The organism is Acinetobacter sedimenti (assembly GCF_022601685.1).
GTDB lineage: Bacteria > Pseudomonadota > Gammaproteobacteria > Pseudomonadales > Moraxellaceae > Acinetobacter > Acinetobacter sedimenti.
Genome location: NZ_JAKUML010000001.1, coordinates 142,329 through 163,606, shown reverse-complemented (window position 1 = coordinate 163,606; position 21,278 = coordinate 142,329). Strand labels below are relative to the sequence as shown.

Here is a 21,278-nt window from a genome sequence, read left to right as displayed (position 1 = left end):
TCTTGTCGACTTGACTTATAATACCTATTAATCAACGACACAATGAATTGAAATGCACCGCTATCAAAAGTCCAAAGACACCAAAGCCAAACTCGCACCAAAGCATAAAATCAGCTATACGAAAAAAACTGATGATGCCACCAGTGCATATTCATCGCAGGCGTTGAACTGGCTACGTCAGGCGGAGTTTTTGATGAGTGCGCCAAAGCTCGATTTATGTGTCGAAGATACAGGCTATGAGATTGCTTTTGCAGGACGTTCCAATGCAGGAAAATCCAGTGCGATCAATACATTGACCAATCAAAAGCAACTGGCTCGTGCATCGAAACGACCGGGTCGCACGCAGATGATCAACTTTTTTACACTGGGTAATCCTGAGCAACGTCTAGTCGATTTACCGGGTTATGGCTATGCTGCTGTTCCTGAAGAAATGAAGAAAGTTTGGCAAAAAGAACTGGAAAACTACCTGATTCATCGGGAGAGCTTGCAAGGTTTAGTCTTGCTGATGGATATTCGCCATCCGCTACAACACTTTGACCGTATGATGCTGGAATGGGCGCACGCACGAAACTTGTTTGTACACATCTTGCTCACCAAAGCAGACAAATTGAATCGTGGCCCTGCAAACAAAGCTTTGCTTGAAGTCAAAAAAGACCTGAATCAGTTAAAACTCAAATTTTCTATTCAACTGTTTTCATCACTCGATCGTCAAGGTTTGGATGAACTCGCTATGGTGATGGCTGGTCGCTTAGGCTTTACCATTAATCAATCTGATGAATCAGATCGTGACGGTGAAAACGACAGCACACAAGAGAATATTCAAGAGCTCGATCTGCTTGAAGGGATTGACCTTGATGCTATTCCGATCTTAGGTGAAGTGGATAGCGATCATCCTGAGAAATAAGCCGTTTTTCATCAAAACAATCGTCCCAAAATGACATGCTTTGACCTCAATTCCTTTGCGCAAATAGTATCGCTGAGCTTAAATAAAACCAATGATACATAGCTATCGGTGCATTAAGGTTCATCATCATGTCATTACTTTCAATTTTTAAGCGTAAAAAAGTCCTTTCTTCGATTGCTTACCAAATCAAACCTCGTAAGGTAAAATTTGATTGGCAAGAAACGCCTATAGACTGGATTCCGAATGAACCTTTTGCAAGCTACTTTGTCAACGAAATCAATATGATTTTGCCTGCGGGTGAGTTTTGGTTTTGCCGTTTATACAACAAAGTCTTACATCAAATCGACGATCCAAAGCTCAAACAAGATGTGCAAGCCTTTATCCGTCAGGAAGCCATGCACGCCAAAGCGCACAGCTCTGCCAATGGTGAATATCTCAGCGTGCGGAATATTGATCCAGCACGTAATCTTGAAGTGATGAATCTGCTATTTAACAAATTACTCGCAGATAAGCCACTTGGTATCGCCGTACCCAAAGCACTTGAAAAACAATGGGATTTATTCCGACTTGGCATCATCGCCACAGTTGAACACATGACCTGTGTTCTCGGAAAATATGCTTTGGAAAATAACTACTGGGAAATGCTCGGTGCTGATCCTGAAATGGTGGACTTGGTCAAATGGCATGGCGCAGAAGAAGTCGAACATCGTACCGTCGCATTTGACCTATACCGTCATCTCGGTGGTGGCTATATTGCACGCTATTATTTGAGTATTGCTGTGATCGTCGGGGTTCTCGGTTTATGGGTCGATGGTGCAGCCAATATTATGAAGCAAGACCCTCGTTTTGCTCATAAAAAACCACATCTGCTCAAACCGTGGATTTGGTTAGAATGGTATTCAACAGCAAAACGCAGTAAAAACAAATTGATCCCAAATCCAATTTGGCTGGTTGCACAGCAGATTGATTATTTGATGCCTTGGTATAACCCTTTACATGAGGCGAATACCGAAGATGCAATTCGCTATCTCGATCAATCTCCCGCAGCAAAACGCGCCGAGCTGACAGGAACGCATGCCGCTGCATAAAATGAATTAAATACTCAAATGCGAATCTAAGCATCTTAAAATGCACCTTTTTGGGTGCATTTTTATGGGTCAGATTTGAGCTCTGCTTTTACGGAAAATCTCTCAATTTAATTAATCATTCACCACTGCATGTTATTCTTTAGCATGATACTTGCTTAGTTTTCTTGTACAGTTTTTCTTTCTCATATATTTTTGTATCAAAGCGTGTTGTGTATTGAATAAATGCAGCAGAATTTTTGCGATTTATCTTACAGCAACAACGCAACATTTATGGACATATTCATCTCACCTTATCAATGGATGCAGATGCAAATTTATAGATCGAAATCTGTTCGCTCTATGAAGTTAAAGAAGGAATTTCTCTATGCTAAATCAACGTTTTTTGATTTCGACGCTTTGTGCAAGCACACTCATGTTTGGACTAACGGCTTGTGATAGTGGCAATAAAGCACCTGCAACAGGTGGTGCTGAAAGTGCCTCTGGTACACTGGATAAGATCAAACAATCAAAAACCATCGTACTCGGTCATCGTGACTCATCCATTCCTTTTTCATATATTTCAGGCAACCCAAATCAACCTGAAGGCTATGCACATGACTTACAACTGAAAGTCGTCGAAGCTTTAAAACAGCAACTCAACATTCCTGATTTAAAAATTCGTTATAACCTCGTGACCAGTCAAAACCGTATTCCACTGGTATCAAACGGTACAGTGGATTTGGAATGTGGCTCGACGACCAATAATAAAGAGCGTCAACAGCAAGTTGCGTTTTCTGTGGGTTATTTTGAGGTAGGCGGTCGTTTACTGACTGCCAAAGATTCTGGCATTCAAGACTATGAAGATTTGAAAGATAAAAAAGTCGTCACCACCGCAGGGACAACCTCTGAGCGCTGGTTGAAGCAACATGCAACTGAGCTTGGTGTCAGCGAAGTAATCTCTGCAAAAGACCACGCAGAATCATTCTTAATGCTACAAAGTGGTCGTGCCGCAGCCTTTATGATGGATGACATTCTACTTGCAGGTGAGCAATCAAAAGCCAAAGATCCAAGCAACTGGGTGATCGTGGGTACAGCGCCAATTAAAGAGATTTATGGCTGTATGATGCGTAAAGGTGATACCGCATTTAAACAAATCGTCGATGATGCCATCAAAGCGACATACGCTTCAGGTGAAATCAACAGCATGTATACGAAATGGTTTGAATCGCCAATTCCACCGAAGAATATCAACCTGAACTTCCCGATGTCAGATGATGTCAAAGCATTGATCGCCAATCCACACGACCGTGATCAGTAATTCATATATTCCGCCACGTTACTGTTTTATAAATGGTGGCGTGGCGATTTTACTGACGGCTTTAATGCAAGCATCCTTGTGTAGTGGTTTCATTTAAAACACTTTGACAATGGTGCGATTTAAACTATTGGAGTACGTATGAATTACAATTGGAATTGGGCGATGCTGTTTCAGTCCACAGGTGTAGACAATACGACTTATCTGCATTGGGTACTGCTCGGGATTGAGTGGTTACTCCTGATTACACTGGTATCATGGAGTATTGCGCTCATCCTCGGTAGTGTGCTTGGGATTATGCGTACGTTACCGAATAAGACTGCACGTGCGATTGGTACAGGATATGTGACGATTTTTCGTAATGTGCCTTTATTGATTCAACTGTTTATTTGGTTTTATGTCATCCCCAACTTTCTACCTGCGCCAATCAAAGCATGGTGGATGAATGATTTAAGTGTCGGTACGACAGCATTTTTATCGGCAAGTATCGGTTTAGGATTATTTACCGCAGCTCGGGTCTGCGAGCAAGTCCGTACTGGTATCGAAGCGATTCCAAAAGGTCAGATCAATGCAGGCTATGCAATGGGTTTTACCACGCCACAGCTGTATCGCCATGTGATCTTACCGCAATCTTTTCGCATGATCTTACCGCCTCTCAGCTCTGAACTGACCAACTGCGTCAAAAACACTTCTGTGGCATCGCTGGTTGGTGTATCAGAACTCATCGCACAGATGAAAACCATCAGCGAATATACGCAAAATACTATTGAGATTTACACCTATGTGACGCTGATTTTTATCTCCGTCAATATTTGTCTAATTCTCTTTATGAACTTCCTTGAAAAACGCTTTCAAATCCCAGGTTTGATCGCAGAAGGAGGTAAGTGATGGAGTGGTTAACGAGTTTTATTAACGATCTACAGCTTTCAGGCCCTGCGCTTTGGCATGGTTTTAAGATCACTGTGCAAGTCGTCGTCGTAGCTGCCATCGGCGGTGTCTTTATCGGAACCATCTTGGCATTGATGCGATTGTCATCCATTAAAGTGTTGAACTTGATTGCCAAAAGCTACGTAAATTTATTCCGTTCCATTCCACTGCTCTTGGTATTGATGTGGTTCTACTTTGCGGTGCCATTTATCTATACAGGGGTGACTGGCAAATACCTGACCATTGATACCGCACTGGTATCGAGTATCGTGGCGTTTATGCTATTTGAAGCGGCGTACTTTGCCGAGATTGTCCGTGCAGGGATTCAGTCTATCCCAAAAGGTCAATCGGCTGCCGCTTATGCACTGGGCATGAGCTATGGTCAGAATATGCGTTTGATCATTTTGCCTCAAGCTTTTCGCAAAATGACACCGCTACTCTTACAGCAAACCATTATTCTCTTTCAAGATTCCACGATGGTGTATGCGATTGGTTTATTAGACTTTTTCCGTACCAACTACGTCCGTGGTGATCTGATGGCATTGCTGACTCAATATATTCTGTTCGCAGGTTTGGTCTATTTCAGTATTAGTTTACTTGCCACATATACCGTCAAAAAATTGCAAAAAAGGTTACAAGTATGAGCATGAATGAAGTCATGATTGATATTCAAAATGTCAATAAATGGTATGGGGATTTCCAAGTGTTAACCGACTGCTCAACTGCGATCCGTCAAGGTGAAGTCGTCGTCGTTTGTGGTCCATCAGGTTCGGGGAAATCAACACTCATCAAAACCGTCAACGGACTAGAAGCTTTTCAACAAGGCGATATCGTCGTTGATGGTATGTCGATCGCCAATGCAAAAACGGATTTGACCAAGTTACGCAGTCGAGTCGGTATGGTGTTTCAGCATTTTGAACTTTTTCCACACCTGAGCATTACCGAAAATCTCACCATTGCTCAAGTCAAAGTCTTGGGACGCAAGCCAGAAGATGCCAAGAAGAAAGGCTTGGCTTATCTTGATCGAGTTGGTTTGAGTGCACATGCGCACAAGTTCCCTTCACAGCTTTCAGGTGGTCAGCAACAACGTGTTGCAATCGCTCGTGCGCTCAGTATGGATCCGATTGCGATGCTCTTTGATGAGCCAACTTCAGCACTCGATCCTGAGATGATCAATGAAGTGCTCGATGTGATGGTTGGACTTGCCAAAGAAGGTATGACCATGATGTGTGTGACGCACGAAATGGGTTTTGCCAAGCAAGTGGCAAGTCGCATTATCTTTATGGATCAAGGCAAAATCTTGGAAGACTGTACAACGGATGAGTTCTTTACAGGACAACGTAGCGAACGTGCGCAACAATTCTTAGATAAGATTCTGCATTAAAATTTTTATTCAGTCATGTAATATGACAAAACTAAGGCAGATCATTGATCTGCCTTTTTATATAAGTGTTAAGCCATATTTTGTTCGAGTAAATCTGCATCACTAACATGCCGTTGCACCACTGCACTCACCATCATATCGCCCTGTACATTCACCGCAGTACGCACCGTATCGAGCAAACGATCAATTGGTAAAAGTATGGCAATCGCTTCGGCAGGCAATCCTACAGACTGCAAGACCATGATCATGGTGACCATCCCTGCACTTGGAATCCCTGGCGCACCCAGTGAAGCAAGCATAGCGGTCAAACACACAATAATCTGCTGAGTCAAACTGAGCTCAAGCCCCATCAGATTGGCAATAAACAATGCTGCGGCGGCTTCATACAATGCCGTACCATCCATATTGAGCTGTGCACCAAGCGGAATCACAAAACCTGAAACTTGCGGACTCACGCCTAGCTCCTGTGCGCAGCGCATAGATAAAGGCATAGTCGCCGAGCTTGAACTGGTGGCAAATGCCGTGACTAATGCAGGACGAGCGACTTTAAAAAAGCGCCACGGCGAAATCCGCCCAAATAGCCACAGCAACAGCGGTAATACCACCAAGCCATGAAAAATCGTCGTCCCTGTCACCACTGTGGCAAACTTCGCCAAACTGCCAAGCACTTCAAAATCAGAAGTCGCCACCAGCTTTGCTAGTAATGCAAAAATACCAATTGGCGCAATGTACATCACCCATTGCACCAACTTCATCATCATCTCAAAGCCTTGCTGAAAAAACTGCTGCGCCGTGTCAAACTGCCCACGCCCTGCGACAATCACCGCACCAACTAATAAAGCAAAAATCACCACGGACAGCACATTACCATCACTAAATGCTTTAAACGGATTGATCAACGTATTTTGAATAAAATTGCTAAAAAATGCCGATGGGCTCAGCGTATCTGGCGCTTGATAATTCGCCATCTGATCTTGGAACAGGGCAATGTCTAGCCCTTTACCTGTATCAAAAATATGTGCGCAAGCTAAACCTAAAAATAGTGCCAACGTTGTCGTGGTCATAAAACATAATAATGTAATTTTCCAAACACGACCAAAGCGCCCAATAGCTTGAAGATTTGCCACGCCAACCACGATGGAGCAAAAAATCAGTGGAATCAATAGCATCTTGAGCAAGCCAATAAAAACGCCACTCAACAAACCAAGAATATATAAACTGCCACTCTGCCATGTTGTCACTTCAACATGTGTAGGATCACCAAGCGACAAGAGCCACCCGAATGCCAAGCCCAAAATGGCGGCAATAAAAATCTGCGTATTGAGTGATTTCCACATAGCGAATTATCTATTTTTCAATTGACTACACATTAGCATAAAATACAAGGCAGAAAAAAACTCGACACGATGTCGTGTTCTTTTAGCGAGTTTGTTTTTAACGTGAGTTGTTAAAATGATTTTTAAGGGTTTGAACCTTTACCCTTTCAAGCTCGACCCAAATCAACTTCTCTAAGACGATTTAAACCTTCTTGTGTGGTACTGCATACCAGTTGTCCATCTTGCCACATGCGACCAAAGTTTAATCCACGAGAGGCTGCAGTCTGCGTTGCTTCCATATCATAGAGCAACCACTCATCTACTCGGAATGGTTTATGAAAATACATTGCATGATCTATACTTGCCGACTGCAGGCTTGGTGAAATCCACGACAAGCCATGTGGACGCAAAGCTGTACTCAACAAAGTAAAATCTGAACAAAATGCGGCAATCGCCTGATGCAAAGCGATCGTGTCATGTTCTCCATCAATCTTGTCCCAAGTACGTAGATAATGCGCTTGAGATGGTGCTTCGGGTTGTGGATCAAATGGATTACTTGGATTGATCGGTGCAATCTCAATATGACGACGTCGTTGAAATGCAGCACGCAAATTTTCAGGGACAAATTTGATCAATGAGCCTTTGAGTTTTTCTTCATTTGGTAAATCTTTGGCGAGCGGATAGTCAGGTGCATCCATTTGGTATTCCAAGCCTTCTTCAGGCTCAGCGAACGATACCATCGCTTGAAAAATCACTCGACCATGTTGAATGGCTTTCACACAACGACTGGAAAAACTTTTACCATCACGCAGTTTATCGACTTCATAGACGATCGGTGCATTGATATCACCACCAAATAAGAAGTAGGCATGTAGCGAATGCGCAGGACGATTTTCAACGGTATACGATGCAGCCATTAATGCCTGACCAAGTACCTGTCCACCAAAGACACGCTTGCCAACAAGGTTACGACTTTGCCCACGATACAGCCCATCTTCGATTCGCTCTAGCGTCAGAAGATCAATTAATTCTTTAGTGAGTGAAGTCATAGCGCACCTGTTCTGCTTTGTCTATGTTGCAGTGAATAAAAATAGGAAATAGCTGTTGTCAACATCATTGTGCCATATTTGACTTATTCAACCTATAGCCACGATGACTTAATTCGCATTTCATAAATATTTATCAAATTAAGATAAAAATATCATATGAGAATCATTTTTCTATCAAGAAAAACTGCGAAGTCATCATTTACTGCCCCACTTGGATAATTTGGCAGATGCAAATACGCACCTTTCTTTCACAAAATACCGAACTACATTGCCATAAATTGATGCTAATCTTTTCAATGATATGCCTAGCTCAAGAGAAACTTGTAACAAAGTAAGGTGATTAAACACTTCTGTGCAAAGTTGGCATAAAATACCATTCTTTTTTAAGCCAATCTCTGCAAAATAGCCGATATTTGCATTTGACCAACCACAGGAGTCCTCGAGTGGATCAGTCTGGTTTTACAAAACTATCTCGCCGACTTTCAAGTAAGTTATTGAATTTTGCGGTGAAGCCTCATCTTTTGGGCGAATTACCAAAACAAAAAAATAAGACAGATGCGCAAGCTGAACCACAAACAGATAGTGAAGCTCGCAACAAACTGACGCTGTATGTTTTGCAGAATTATTCACGAAGCAATGCGATTTTGCTCGACAATGAAACCAAGCGACAGGGCTTGGATCGTGCGCTATATCCATTGAATTTTGCCGATGTCCATGAGAAGAAATCGGTCATTTTCTTACAACACCGCAATGAAAATAATTTGCTTAATCCGCCTGCACACAACTTCCCACCACGTTTACTTCGTTTGATCGAAGCACTCGAGGCAAACCCTGAACTCGATATTGAACTGGTACCTGTCACCATTTTGTGGGGACGTGCGCCTGACAAAGAAGATTCATGGTTAAAGCTGTTATTTACCGACTCGTGGAGTACACCGGGTAAAATCAAACAATTGGCAAATATCGGTATTCACGGTCGCCAGACTTATATTGAGTTCCATGAAGGGCGTTCGCTACGTCAGCTTGTTGACTATGCAAAAGTGCAACATCCAAATCTTTCTCCTGCGACTTTTGTCGTCAGTCATATCAATGACTATCTTGATAGCAAACGTGAAGCTGTACTTGGTCCCGATCTTTCTGATCGTCGCAATGTGATGCAGAGTTTGATCAAATCTCGTGACATTCAAGATGCGATTGTGCAAGAAAGTATCCGTAAAAAGATCAGCGTTGAAGAAGCTGAACGTCTTGCGATTGGTCACTTAAATGAGATCGTTTCAGACTATTCTTATTCTGCGATTCGTTTTGCTGAAAGCACGCTGACTCGCCTATGGACTCAGCTCTACGATGGCGTAGAGGTGCATAACTTTAGTACCGTGCGTGAACTTGCGGATAAATATGAAATCATCTACACGCCATGTCATCGCAGTCATATCGACTATTTATTATTGTCTTATGTGATTTATCAACGTGGCTTAATGGTGCCGTATATCGCTGCGGGTGATAATCTCAACTTGCCGTTTGTCGGTCAATTATTACGTGGTGGTGGTGCATTCTTTATTCGCCGTAGCTTCACTGGTGCGCCACTTTATACTGCGGTATTTAAAGAGTATTTGTTTAGCATCTTGTCACGTAATACACCACTGGAATACTTTATCGAAGGTGGTCGTTCACGTACTGGACGTTTATTGCCTCCGAAGACAGGTATGCTTGCCATGACGGTGCATAGCCATCTGCGTGACCGCGCAAAGCCAATTGCCTTTATTCCAACTTATATTGGCTATGAACGCCTAATGGAAGGTGGCACATACATTGGCGAGATGCAAGGTAAACCCAAAGAAGCAGAATCCATCTTCGGCATTATTAAAACTTTGCGCAAAATCGAACGCATCTTCGGTAAAGTTCATGTGAATTTTGGTGAGCCAGTTTTCCTTGATGATGTGTTAAAGCAACACCAAGTGGAAAACACCATCGTTGCAAGCAATAACGAAAGCCTACCAAGTGAAGTATCTAGTGCGATTGGCACAGCAGCCCACGATATTATGGTGAATATCAACCGTGCGGCGGTGATCAACCCTGTGACATTGTTATCTTTGGTTTTACTGGCAACGTCAAAGCACACACTCGATGAGGATACTTGCGCTGCACAGCTTGATATTTATCAAAAGCTTGCACAACAGTTGCCATATGACGAGCGGAGTCAGGTCACACCACTTTCTGGCAAAGAGATGATTGCCTACGGTCTGAAGTTGAAACTCATAAAACGCATTAAACATGCGCTTGGCGACATCATTGGTATTGAGGATAATCAAGCGGTTCTACTCACCTACTTCCGCAACAATGTATTGCATCTCTATATCTTGCCATCACTCATTGCAGCTTTAGTTGAGCATAACGGCCGCCTAGAACGTACTGATTTAATCAACGTGATCAAAGCACTTTACCCATTCTTAAAAGCTGAATTGTTCTTAAAATGGGAGCTTAAAGAGATTGAGCCGATCATTGATCAGTATAGTGACGCTTTGGTTGCAGCCAAGTTGATGACTGTTGATCATGAGCAAACCTTGTATAGCCCAACACCAAACAGCGAACAGCACAAGCAACTGTTGATCTTGGCAAAACCTGTTAAGCAAAGCTTAGAACGCTATTTTATGACTATTGCGCTGATTACCCAACGTGGTAGTGGCAAAATCAGTAGTAAGCAAGTTGAAGAACTCAGTCACCTGTTAGGTCAACGACTGTCTGTGCTCTATGACTTCAACTCTCCAGAGTTCTTTGACAAAGCTTTGTTCCAAAGCTTCTTAAAAGTACTGACACAGCTCAACTTTATTGAGATCAATGAAGGCTTGATTGAGTATCAAGAGCGTTTAAGCAATATTGCTCAAAATGCGCACTTGGTGCTCGATGAATCGACGCTACATATGCTGGAGCACATTACCACTTTTGATGATGAAGAGCTGAAAGTTGCACTTGAAGCACTTGCACAGCAGAAGACCTCACGTCTACGTAAGAAGCCCAAAGCCAAATAAATTTATGGTAAAGCTAAGTAAATTCATTGCAAAGACAAAACAAAGGCGGTCATCTGACCGCCTTGATTTTTTTTAGGAATATTTACTTCTTACATTCGATGAAATTCGGTTCTTGATTGCAACGTAAGTGGCGAATCAAAGTAATCATCGTCCCATCATAGGTTTTATCTGCAATAAACTCTTTTCGAAGTTGAGAAAGTAATAAATCACCACTTTTTCGATCAATCTCAGGAATCTCGTACATAATATTCTTCGGTACGGTTGCATCCCATCGCTCGACCATCTTGATAAATTGAGATTGTTTCCCTGCAAACCATTTACGGCTCTTTTGCCCAAAGTCTGCAGGATAATCGCCACGATGAAAGACCACACTCATGGTCATTAATGCGATTGGAAAATCAGCAACCCCACCTTGCCCCCCCACCAATTTCCCTACTTCAAACGGCTTATAAACAATCAGCGGTGCAGGCACAATATCCATGTCACCATTCTTATATTTTGCAATCGCATTATCAAAGGTCATAAACACAGGTTTAATACCAACACGTTTCGCCATACGCTGTTGCGATGGATCATCTTTTAAGACGCCGATACGCTTACCAGCCATTTTCTCAAGTGAATTGATACTTTTATCTTTAGAGAAAAAATAAGCCAGTCCAAAAGGCACCATACCGACCACTTCATGATCTTTCGTTTTCATCTTTGAGGCGAGCTTTGGGCTACCTAGTGCAATCAGCACTTTTTTAGCTAGATCATAATCATTGATGGCACCAACTGCACCAATAGACCCAGCAAAATTATTATATTTCTTCGTCACATAGTTATCGGCAATAATGCCTTGACACTTTTTTGACTCAAAGTCGGACACTGCATCATCCAAGCTTGTATAGACCTGTGGTTCAATATTTACACCCCACGGCTTGGCAGCCAGTGCATAGTCCTTTGCAACTGCCATCATGTCACCGTTACTGCCCATAATGTCAAAAACACACAATTGTGATGTTGCAGCATGCACACTACCGATTGTCATCGCATACAATGTCCCTATCGCTAACGAATTTAAAATTCGCATGCTATTCCCCTACTTAGTTCGCCTAAAATATTTTTTTGTTTTATGGGACGTCGTGATCTCACCACGACCCCGATATTGACTCGACCTTGAACCAAATCACTTTTTACACTCAATGAACGTTGGCTCTTGATTACAACGTAGATGACGAATCAGTGTAATCATCGTGGCATCATACATTCTGTTATCAATGAATTCCTTCCGTAGTTGGGATAAGAGTAAGTCGTAACTACTACGATCAATTTCAGGAATACCGTACTGCACTTTTTCAGGAACTGTAGCATCCCATTTTTCAACTATTTTGATCATTTGAGGGGTTTTTTTTGAAAACCAAGAACGACTTTTTTGCCCAAGCGTATTCGGAAACTCACTCTTATGCAGGATTAAATTCATACTCATGAACGCCAATGGATAATTCGCCACGCCACCATTTTCACCAATGATTTTTTGAACTTCAAACGGCTTATACACAACTTTTGGTGCAGGAATAATATCCATTTCACCTTTACGAAATTTGGATGCAGCATTATCAAAGGTCATACTTACAGGCTTCATACCAACACGCTTCGCTATACGTGCCTGAGATGGATCAATGCCTAGAACACCAAAACGTTTATTCCTCATTGTTTCAATCGAGTTAATTGAACGATCTTTAGTGAAAATATACGCCAATCCGTAAGGAATATAGCCTGCAACTTCATAGTTTTTATTTTTAAGCTTAGAGGCTAGCTTTGGGCTACCAAGAGCAATCAAAACTTTTTTTGCCAGCTCATAATCATGAATCGCACCAACTGCGCCAACTGTTCCCATGAATGAGTTGTATTTTTTGGTAGCATAATTGTCCGCAATGATGCCTTGACACTTTTTTACCTCAAAATCGGCAAGTGCATCATCTAAACTGGTATAGGTTTTGGGTTCAATATCAACGCCCCACTGTTTGGCGACTAAAGCGTAATCTTTAGCCAGTGCCATGATATCGCCATTACTACCCATAATATCAAAAACACAAAGTTGTTTTGACGCCGCCTGAGCACTACCAACTGCCACTACACACAGTGTCCCCAGCATCAACGAATTCAAAGTTCGCATGGTGTTCCCTCACTTTTTTGCTATTGCAATATTCTTGTTTTCATCGGTGATGATCAAAAAAACGACTTCACCCTGTCTGCATCACATTTGATTGGATGGTGACACATAATAAAATTTACGCATCACAATATATTATGCACACACATATTGATCATCTTTTAACTGATCATAACTGATTTATAATTTTTTGAAATTGACAATTTTGACCAGTTTTATAGAAAAACTGCACTAATTTAAACAGTATTGTGGAATTTGGTGCATTTTCGTCATTGCATTGCACTTTCTGTAACGCTTGCATATCATGAGTGCAAATCAACAAATAAAACATTCATCATCAATGAATATCCCGCTTTCCAAACTTGCCAAAATCACCGATGCCAATCTTGCGCAACTGGAAAAACTCAACCTATTCACCACACACGATGCCTTATTTCATCTGCCACGTGATTATGAAGATCGTGGCACTTTGCTCGATATGCAATCCTTACAGGTTGGTCGCACGGTATTGATCGAAGGCGAAGTCAAATCAGTCGATTTTCCCGCAGGCAAAAAGAGATCCATGGCGGTACTGCTCTCCGATGGTGTGGGCAAAGTCACTTTACGCTTTTATCATTTCTATAAAGCATTAACTGAACAATTGGCGGTCGGCGAGCAGATACGTGTTTTTGGTGAGGTGCGTCTAGGCGCACGTGGCTTGGAAATGTATCACCCTGAAATCATTTCTAAATCTGCACAAATGCAAGCGAATTCACAGCTTACACCAATTTACCCAAGCACTGATGGACTCAAACAAGCCAAACTCCGTCAGATCATTGGTCAATGTTTAAAACAATATGCGCACGACCTACAAGAGCTGATGCCTGAAGGGATTGCCAAGAAATTTGATCTAATCCAAGCCTTAAATTTTATCCATCATCCGCCTTTGAGCTCGAATGTGGCACAGCTTCGTGAAGCACGCCACCCTGCTCAGCAACGGCTGATCTTTGAAGAATTGGTCACCCATCAAATCAGTCTTTTACAACGCAGGCATTATATTCAACAAATCCAAGCGCCAAAAATGTCGCCGAGTAAAAACCTACTCAAAGGACTTTTAGCGCAACTTCCATTTACACCCACCAATGCACAGCAACGAGTGAGTCAAGAAATTCTCAATGATCTGCAAACCAATAAACCAATGCTCCGCCTTGTACAAGGCGATGTGGGTGCAGGAAAAACCTTAGTCGCTGCGATGGCAAGCTGCCATGTTTTAGAATCAGGTTGGCAAGTGGCAATCATGGCACCGACTGAAATTTTAGCGGAACAGCATTATCTCAACTTTGATCAATGGTTTCGTGAACTCGATGCTGAAAAAAGTGGCTTAGAAGTGGTTTTTTTGGCATCAAAACTACGCACAAAACAGAAAAATATCGCCCTTGAGAAGATCAAACAAGGACAAGCGCAGATTGTGATTGGTACGCATGCGCTGTTTCAAGAACAGGTTGAATTTAAGCGTTTGGGCTTAGTCATCATTGATGAGCAACATCGTTTTGGTGTTGATCAACGCCTCGCTTTACGGGACAAAGGCGCAGATGGCATGACACCGCATCAGATGGTGATGACTGCCACACCGATTCCACGGACGCTAGCAATGAGTGCTTATGGTGATTTGGACACCTCGATCATTGATGAACTGCCACCTGGACGTACACCGATCCAAACGGTCGCCATGCCGATCGAACGCCGTGAAGAGGTACTACAACGCATCTATCAAAACTGCATGGAAGGCAAGCAAGCCTACTGGGTCTGCACCCTCGTTGAGCAATCGGAAACATTAGATGCGCAGGCTGCTGAAGCGATTTTTCAAGAACTGTCCGAGAAATTTCCTGATTTAAAAATCGGACTAGCACATGGCAAACTCAAACCCGAACAAAAACAACTGGTCATGCAACAATTCAAAAATCATGATCTACAACTGTTGATCGCTACCACGGTGATCGAAGTCGGTGTCGATGTACCAAACTCCTCCATCATGGTCATTGAAAATGCAGAACGACTCGGACTCTCACAACTACATCAGCTTCGTGGACGTGTTGGACGAGGCTCACAGCAGAGTTTCTGCGTTTTACTCTATAAATCACCACTATCACAGAACGGTCAAGCTCGCTTAGATATTTTGCGTCAAACCAATGACGGTTTTGAGATTGCAGAGCGTGATCTAGAACTGCGCGGTCCGGGTGATGTGCTGGGTACAAAGCAAACAGGTAACTTGAGCTTTCGAGTGGCCGATCTGCAACGGGACGATTATTTGCTGGCACGTGCCCATCAAGTTGCCGAACAGATTTTACATACGCATCCACAGCATGCCGATGCGCTGATGCAACGCTGGCTTCCCGAGGCACCACGCTATGCCTTTATCTAATTTGCCTTTGTTTGAAAAGCTACAACGGACTTTTTCCAATGCGACGTTTCGGCTACCAACCTTTGGCTTGCAACCGTGTTTGCTGTGTCAGACGTCACGCGCCAAGCAACATGGTGTCTGTCATCAATGTTGGCAGACTTTGCCGTGGAAACAACAGTTGATCGAACGCCATGAGGTAAGTTGTTGGGTGGCGTGTGAATATCGCTTCCCAATGAATCGCATCTTGCATGCGTATAAGGATCAAGCGCAGTTGCAATATGTCGATCTACTGGTTGCATGTTTACTCACTATGCCGAAACCTCGTGTACAAGCCATCGTGCCAATGCCGATCTCTACAGATAAACTGATCTTTCGAGGTTTTAATCAATCCGAGCTGTTGGCACAAGAATTAAGCAAAGCATGGCAACTGCCGATTTGGCGACCAATCTCTCGTGAGTCTGGCATCAGCCAACGTGGCGCAGATCGCAGTGAGCGACTAATCCATGCCGAAGCGCAGATGATGCTGAATACCACGGAAAAACGCTATAACTCGGTACTGATCTTGGATGATGTGATCACCACTGGCGCAAGTGTACTTGCGGTGAAAAATCTACTCACCGAGCTTGGTTGTAGCAATGTGCAGGTAGCATGTTTGTGTGATGCGAGGCATTAATTTTCCAATCATTAAAAGCGACACGGAATGTCGCCTAAGGAAAGTTTGATATTCAAATCCATTATACAGCTATCTATAATTAAAACTCTTAAAGCACGGAGTTGAAACCATGAATTCTAAAGTGAAAGCAACGAATTTAAAAACACTCGAATCAATCCAAGTTGATGCAATAACACAGAAGATAGATACAACATCAATCGATAGTAAGTTTAAAACCTACGATATTACTATTATTGCTGTACGCCTTGAGGGAGAAATTATCGATTTGAATCTTGATAACACCTTCTATCATCCAATTTCGGATGAGGTCTATAGAGTTGAAAATCCTTAAATAAAATCACGGCTCCACCGCCCCTTTTATCCACTTAGCATGCGGTGCTTGATAGTTTTGAAATTCGCTAATGATGGTTTCGATCGAATCACTGTGAATCAACATATCGGCATACATCTGCTTGGTGAAATGTTTATTCGCCATCTGATTCACCATGGTGATCAACGGATCATAATAACCAAGCACATTCAAAAAAGCGCACGGCTTTTGATGGATGCCAAGCTGTGCCCACGTCCATTGTTCAGCGATTTCTTCTAATGTCCCTGCGCCACCTGGCAAGGCAATGAAGCCATCGGCAAGCTTCGCCATTTTCTGCTTCCGTTCATGCATATTTGCCACCACATGCAGTTCGGACAAGCCTTGATGGGCTATTTCACGGTCGACCAAATCTTTGGGCATTACGCCGATTACTTTGCCACCACTCGCCAGTGCACTATCTGCCACAGCACCCATCAGCCCAACTTTGCCCCCACCATAAATGAGGGTGAGTTGATGCTTAGCGAGATACTCACCGACCAACTGCGCCGACTCGATATAGTGCGTATCATTGCCAGAAGATGAACCACAAAAAATAGCGATCGCTTGCATAAGGAAAACTCAGATATTCATTAATTGGTCATAAGCGGTTAGTATAACCATACTCGCTTTTTTGCAAAAAGTGATTTTAAGTAGTGCAATTTTTGCAATAGCTTGACTACAATAGGCAAACTTAATCGGTTTATCTTTTAAAAACCAACTCAATCTGACCAACTAGCGCAAGGAGGACGACTATGCTTGAAGCGTTTTATGCCACCGATCGCGGTAGTTTAGAAGATGACACCATCAATGGTGGTTTTGATCTACACCCTGAGTTGGTGTGGATTGATCTGATTGCGCCAACTCATGAAGAGCAAGATTGGGTGCTTGAGGCGTATAAGCAAAACCTACCAACGCTCAAATCTTTAGAAGACATTTCTTCTTCAGCACGTTTTTATCGTGATGACGAAGGGATTTTGCACATCAGCACTTACTTCCTCACCAAAAATAAAAACTTCCAAGCCGATGGTGAAAGTGAAGAATTTGAAAATATGTTGGCAGCGACCATTCAGACCGTTGCTTTCATTCTGACCAAAGATCGTTTGATTACCTTGCGTGGTGAGAAGCTCGTTGCTTTCCGTGCTTTCCGTGCACGTGCACGTCGTAATGATTACGATATGGATTTTAAAGATCCTGTTTGGATACTTTTAGGACTACTTGAAGCCAAACTCGATGAGCTTGCGGATATCTTGGAAGATATCCACAAGGACTTGGAAAAATACGCCACCGAAGTACTCAACAATCATCATCGTGAGCAGATTCTTGATCTTGACGACATGATTACACGTCTTGCCCATCAAGAAGATATGCTCGGAAAAGCACAACTGTGTTTGATTGATTTACGTCGTGTTTTGACTTTCTTATCACGCCCTCGTGCGCTCGGCAGTCATATCTATGATGCGGATATTCGAGAGCTCAACGAAGATGTCCGCTCACTCGTAGAACACAACGCTTTCTTATTTCAAAAAGTGCGCTTCCTGATGGATACCACCTCAGGATTCATTAATACTGAACAAAGTGACACCATCAAACGATTCTCGATTTTGCCAAGTATGCTTGCGCCACCGATGCTCATCGCCAGTATCTATGGTATGAACACTGATGTCTTGCCTTTTGCGCATGGCACGACGAGCTTTATTATCGTGGCGATTTTGATCATGATCTTTTTTATTGGACCGATTATTTATTTCCGTTGGAAAAAGTGGATTTAAGTTTGCAATCTTTTGTTGTAATATCCAAAAGTAAAGCTACTTAGTTATCTCTATATTTTTTAATTTTTCTGCCAAAAACTCAATAAAAATCCGTACTCGCTTCGGCAAATGATCTTGCTGATAGTACACCGCATGGATAGTTTGATGATGTGTGGTAATTTCATCCTCAAACAGGGCAACTAAACGTCCTTGTTGCAGGTCTTTAGACACCAAAAACTGCGACAGACAGCTAATCCCATTGCCCATCAAGGTCAATTGGCGCACCGTTTCATCATTAGAGGCTTTGAGTTTTGCATGAATGGTGAGCGCCCGATCATCTACCTCTAAATGCCAAGTGTTCAGTGCAGGGACTTTACTAAAACCAATCAATTGATGTTGATCCAAGACATTTGGCGATTCAGGATAACCATGCTTTGCTAGATATTCTGGACTGGCAACAATATACAAACGGCTGCGACACAGCAACTTGGCGTGCAAACTCGAATCTTGCAGTTGCCCAAAGCGAAATGCCACATCGGTGCGTTGCTCCAATAAATCAATGACTTGGTCATTGCTATTCATCTCGATTTCGATTGCAGGATACAGTTGCATAAACTCCTGAATCAGCTGTGCCACCACATGCAAAATTAACGGTGTTGCCGAGTCGATCCGAATCAAGCCTGAAATTTCTTGATCAAAAGCCTATGGGGCATCTTCGGCAGCTTCTAAATCCCGCCGTATCTGCCGTGCTTTTTCTAAGAAGATTTGCCCTTCTTGCGTGAGGTTAATCTTGCGTGTAGTACGTTCAAGCAAAGTCACACCAAGCTTGGATTCAAGGCGTTGTAAGGCACGGTACGGCTAACACCCGATGTAGTTTGATCAAGCTGTGCCGCTGCACAGACGATCGCACCACTATCAACGATGGTGACAAAGGCAATCAGTTCTTCAATTGAGGATTTCATCTATATTGAGCACAACTATTATTGATTTTTAGTCAACAACATTTTGCCTAAAGTCCAATTTTTCAATAAGCGTTTTTTAGAGAGAATAGCATCATCTTAAAACACTTGGGTTTTTCTCAATTTTTTGAGTATTGCGAATGAAATCATCTCTCCCTGTGTTGGCACTTGCGGTCGGTGCATTTGCCATTGAGACTACTGAATTTTCACCGATGGGCTTCTTACCTGAGATTGCCGCAGGTTTGGATATTTCTATTCCTCAAGCGGGGATGCTAATCACCGCTTAGGCTATGGGTGTGATGATTGGTGCGCCATTTATGACGCTACTATTGTCATCTGCGACACGCCGTAAGGCTTTGATCTTGCTGATGGCGATTTTCACCATTGGCAATATCTTGGCAGCATTCGCACCAAACTATTCCAGTCTGATGGGCGCACGAATCATTACCAGTTTGAATCATGGTGCATTCTTTGGCATAGGTTCGGTGGTAGCAGCCAGCCTTGTACCGAAAGAGAAACAAGCCAGTGCGGTCGCCATGATGTTTATGGGACTGACCATTGCCAATATTGGTGGCGTACCACTTGCCACTTGGTTTAGTCAAAATGTCGGTTGGCGTAATGCTTTTGCGGTAATTTCTGGGCTGGGTATGGTGACCATGCTTGCACTGTGGGCGGTACTGCCAAAAGGACAAAAAGGCAACAAGCCGAATGTGAAACAAGAGCTTGCGGTACTTACACGACCTGCGGTGCTACTTGCGCTTTCGACGACGGTGCTTGGCGCCAGTGCCATGTTTACCCTCTATACCTACATTGCGCCAAGTTTGTAAACTTTCACTGATGCCAGTCCAACATTGATTACCTTTATGTTAGTGATGATCGGGATTGGCTTCTCGATTGGTAATCATCTCGGCGGTAAGTTTGCAGATAAATCGATTGATAAAACATTACTAGGCTTTTTAAGTTTATTGAGTGTGATGATGCTGTTGTTTCCAATCTTGGCAAAAACAGCGATTGGTGCGGGTATTGCCTTAGTGATTTGGGGTGCATCAACCTTTGCTGTGGTGCCACCATTACAAATGCGTGTTATGGAGGTGGCACATGAAGCGCAAGGTTTGGCATCTTCTGTGAATATCGGTGCATTTAACTTGGGCAATGCTGTGGGTGCAGCCGCAGGTGGTGCGGTGCTCAGTCTAGGACTTGGCTATGTGGCGGTATCGCTCACAGGTGCTGTTTTGGCAGGCATTGCGATGTTGTTGGTTCTTTGGCAAATGCGTCGTCGATCTGACAACAGCTCTGACACTGCAACTGAAGCAAAAGCTTGCGCGTCTAATTAAGCCTTAAAATTAAAAAACGCCTCTATTTTGAGGCGTTATTTTTGCTGAAAAGACTTTTATCAATAGATCAATTATTTCTCGGCGATATGCTTCGTCCGAACCAGTTTCGATAAATCATAGCCTTGTGCTTTGGCGGTATTGAGATAATCTTCTATCACCGCTTCATCCACATCAGGTGTCCGTGACAATAACCACAGATAGCGATGCGAAGGTCCGCCCACTAATGCGACTTGGTAATCTTCATCGACACGAAGCACCCAATAATCCCCCTTGCTAAAAGGCACCCAACGCAACCCTTTTGGTAAGAAGCTGACTTTCAATTGGCTGTTACCATCATTTTGTGGATAGGCAACGCCTTCCGATATATCTAGCTCACCCTCTTTATTCATACATTGATTTTTTACCCGAATGGTTTTATCGGCATTTAAACTATACTTGGCTTGCACATCGCTGACGCAGTTGCGTTGAAAATACATCGGCAATCGTGCCACTTCATACCACGTGCCTGCATATTTTTGCACGTCAATCGCATCAACCGCTTTAGGCTTTCCTTGTGAAGGAGTTTGTGTCGCAATTTCACTGTTCTGTGCATATGCCGAGCTCATTAAAAGTACCATTCCTGTGATGGTGGCAAAAGTCAGCCATGCTTTTTTGTTGTGCCATGCTTTTTTGTTGTACATTGTCGTCTACTC

General features: G+C 43.0%; 17 protein-coding genes and 2 pseudogenes. 12 read left to right on the top strand and 7 right to left on the bottom strand.

Features of this window, described 5'->3' with window-relative positions; all coding sequences use genetic code 11:
* Nucleotides 1–52 precede the first annotated feature (52 nt).
* The 6 genes from yihA to MKI79_RS00785 all read left to right on the top strand — a co-directional run bounded on the left by yihA (nt 53) and on the right by MKI79_RS00785 (nt 5,597).
* Nucleotides 53–904: a ribosome biogenesis GTP-binding protein YihA/YsxC gene (gene yihA, locus MKI79_RS00810; RefSeq protein WP_241570184.1), complete on the top strand. Its 852-nt coding sequence runs from the start codon at nt 53–55 to the stop codon at nt 902–904.
* A 128-nt stretch (nt 905–1,032) separates the two neighbouring features.
* Nucleotides 1,033–1,992, top strand: a complete 960-nt coding sequence (locus MKI79_RS00805) for a metal-dependent hydrolase (RefSeq protein ID WP_241570170.1) — start codon at nt 1,033–1,035, stop codon at nt 1,990–1,992.
* 364 nt (nt 1,993–2,356) lie between these two features.
* A complete protein-coding gene (locus MKI79_RS00800) occupies nt 2,357–3,289 on the top strand; it encodes a transporter substrate-binding domain-containing protein (protein WP_241570168.1) in 933 nt (310 codons plus the stop codon).
* A gap of 138 nt (nt 3,290–3,427) precedes the next feature.
* A complete protein-coding gene (locus MKI79_RS00795) occupies nt 3,428–4,174 on the top strand; it encodes an amino acid ABC transporter permease (RefSeq protein ID WP_241570166.1) in 747 nt (248 codons plus the stop codon).
* The gene (locus tag MKI79_RS00790; protein ID WP_241570162.1) at nt 4,174–4,857 is read left to right on the top strand and encodes an ABC transporter permease subunit; all 684 of its coding nucleotides are present in this window, start codon (nt 4,174–4,176) and stop codon (nt 4,855–4,857) included. Before MKI79_RS00795 ends, MKI79_RS00790 begins: the two co-directional genes overlap by 1 nt.
* 14 nt (nt 4,858–4,871) lie before the next feature.
* The gene (locus tag MKI79_RS00785; RefSeq protein WP_241570243.1) at nt 4,872–5,597 is read left to right on the top strand and encodes an amino acid ABC transporter ATP-binding protein; all 726 of its coding nucleotides are present in this window, start codon (nt 4,872–4,874) and stop codon (nt 5,595–5,597) included.
* Nucleotides 5,598–5,665: 68 nt separating this feature from the next.
* On the opposite strand, the gene MKI79_RS00780 is transcribed toward MKI79_RS00785, so the two are convergent.
* Together MKI79_RS00780 and MKI79_RS00775 are read right to left on the bottom strand one after the other, a co-directional pair.
* Complete coding sequence (locus tag MKI79_RS00780) at nt 5,666–6,934, bottom strand: dicarboxylate/amino acid:cation symporter (RefSeq protein ID WP_241570160.1); 1,269 nt, start codon at nt 6,932–6,934, stop codon at nt 5,666–5,668.
* 146 nt (nt 6,935–7,080) lie between these two features.
* Complete coding sequence (locus tag MKI79_RS00775) at nt 7,081–7,962, bottom strand: acyl-CoA thioesterase (protein WP_241570157.1); 882 nt, start codon at nt 7,960–7,962, stop codon at nt 7,081–7,083.
* Between the two features lie 443 nt (nt 7,963–8,405).
* Here MKI79_RS00775 and plsB point away from each other — a divergent pair, with 443 nt between their 5' ends.
* Complete coding sequence (plsB, locus tag MKI79_RS00770; protein WP_241570154.1) at nt 8,406–10,988, top strand: glycerol-3-phosphate 1-O-acyltransferase PlsB; 2,583 nt, start codon at nt 8,406–8,408, stop codon at nt 10,986–10,988.
* An 82-nt stretch (nt 10,989–11,070) separates the two neighbouring features.
* On the opposite strand, the gene MKI79_RS00765 is transcribed toward plsB, so the two are convergent.
* Both MKI79_RS00765 and MKI79_RS00760 read right to left on the bottom strand, forming a co-directional pair.
* Nucleotides 11,071–12,060, bottom strand: a complete 990-nt coding sequence (locus MKI79_RS00765) for a putative solute-binding protein (protein WP_241570150.1) — start codon at nt 12,058–12,060, stop codon at nt 11,071–11,073.
* A 96-nt stretch (nt 12,061–12,156) separates the two neighbouring features.
* Nucleotides 12,157–13,146 carry a putative solute-binding protein gene (locus MKI79_RS00760; RefSeq protein ID WP_241570148.1) on the bottom strand — a complete coding sequence of 330 codons (990 nt, stop codon included), beginning with the start codon at nt 13,144–13,146 and terminating at the stop codon, nt 12,157–12,159.
* Between the two features lie 301 nt (nt 13,147–13,447).
* Between MKI79_RS00760 and recG the strand changes: the two genes are divergently transcribed.
* From recG to MKI79_RS00745, 3 genes are all read left to right on the top strand, one after another.
* On the top strand, nt 13,448–15,544 hold the full coding sequence (gene recG, locus MKI79_RS00755) for an ATP-dependent DNA helicase RecG (protein ID WP_274619055.1): 2,097 nt from the start codon (nt 13,448–13,450) through the stop codon (nt 15,542–15,544).
* A complete protein-coding gene (locus tag MKI79_RS00750) occupies nt 15,531–16,196 on the top strand; it encodes a ComF family protein (RefSeq protein WP_241570144.1) in 666 nt (221 codons plus the stop codon). The genes recG and MKI79_RS00750 overlap by 14 nt, the downstream gene beginning before the upstream one ends.
* A gap of 109 nt (nt 16,197–16,305) precedes the next feature.
* Nucleotides 16,306–16,527 (top strand): hypothetical protein, encoded by a 222-nt coding sequence (locus MKI79_RS00745; protein WP_241570141.1) that lies wholly within the window; start codon nt 16,306–16,308, stop codon nt 16,525–16,527.
* A 6-nt stretch (nt 16,528–16,533) separates the two neighbouring features.
* Here MKI79_RS00745 and MKI79_RS00740 read toward each other — a convergent pair whose 3' ends face one another.
* Complete coding sequence (locus MKI79_RS00740; protein ID WP_241570139.1) at nt 16,534–17,115, bottom strand: LOG family protein; 582 nt, start codon at nt 17,113–17,115, stop codon at nt 16,534–16,536.
* A gap of 182 nt (nt 17,116–17,297) precedes the next feature.
* Here MKI79_RS00740 and MKI79_RS00735 point away from each other — a divergent pair, with 182 nt between their 5' ends.
* Nucleotides 17,298–18,314, top strand: a complete 1,017-nt coding sequence (locus tag MKI79_RS00735) for a CorA family divalent cation transporter (protein WP_241570131.1) — start codon at nt 17,298–17,300, stop codon at nt 18,312–18,314.
* A 36-nt stretch (nt 18,315–18,350) separates the two neighbouring features.
* On the opposite strand, the pseudogene MKI79_RS00730 reads toward MKI79_RS00735, so the two are convergent.
* Nucleotides 18,351–19,255 (bottom strand): annotated as a pseudogene (locus MKI79_RS00730) (LysR substrate-binding domain-containing protein).
* Between the two features lie 137 nt (nt 19,256–19,392).
* On the opposite strand from MKI79_RS00730, the pseudogene MKI79_RS00725 reads away from it, so the two are divergent.
* Nucleotides 19,393–20,586: pseudogene (locus MKI79_RS00725) on the top strand (MFS transporter).
* 71 nt (nt 20,587–20,657) lie between these two features.
* Here MKI79_RS00725 and MKI79_RS00720 read toward each other — a convergent pair.
* Nucleotides 20,658–21,191 carry a lipocalin family protein gene (locus MKI79_RS00720; protein ID WP_241570242.1) on the bottom strand — a complete coding sequence of 178 codons (534 nt, stop codon included), beginning with the start codon at nt 21,189–21,191 and terminating at the stop codon, nt 20,658–20,660.
* Between the last annotated feature and the right edge of the window lie 87 nt (nt 21,192–21,278).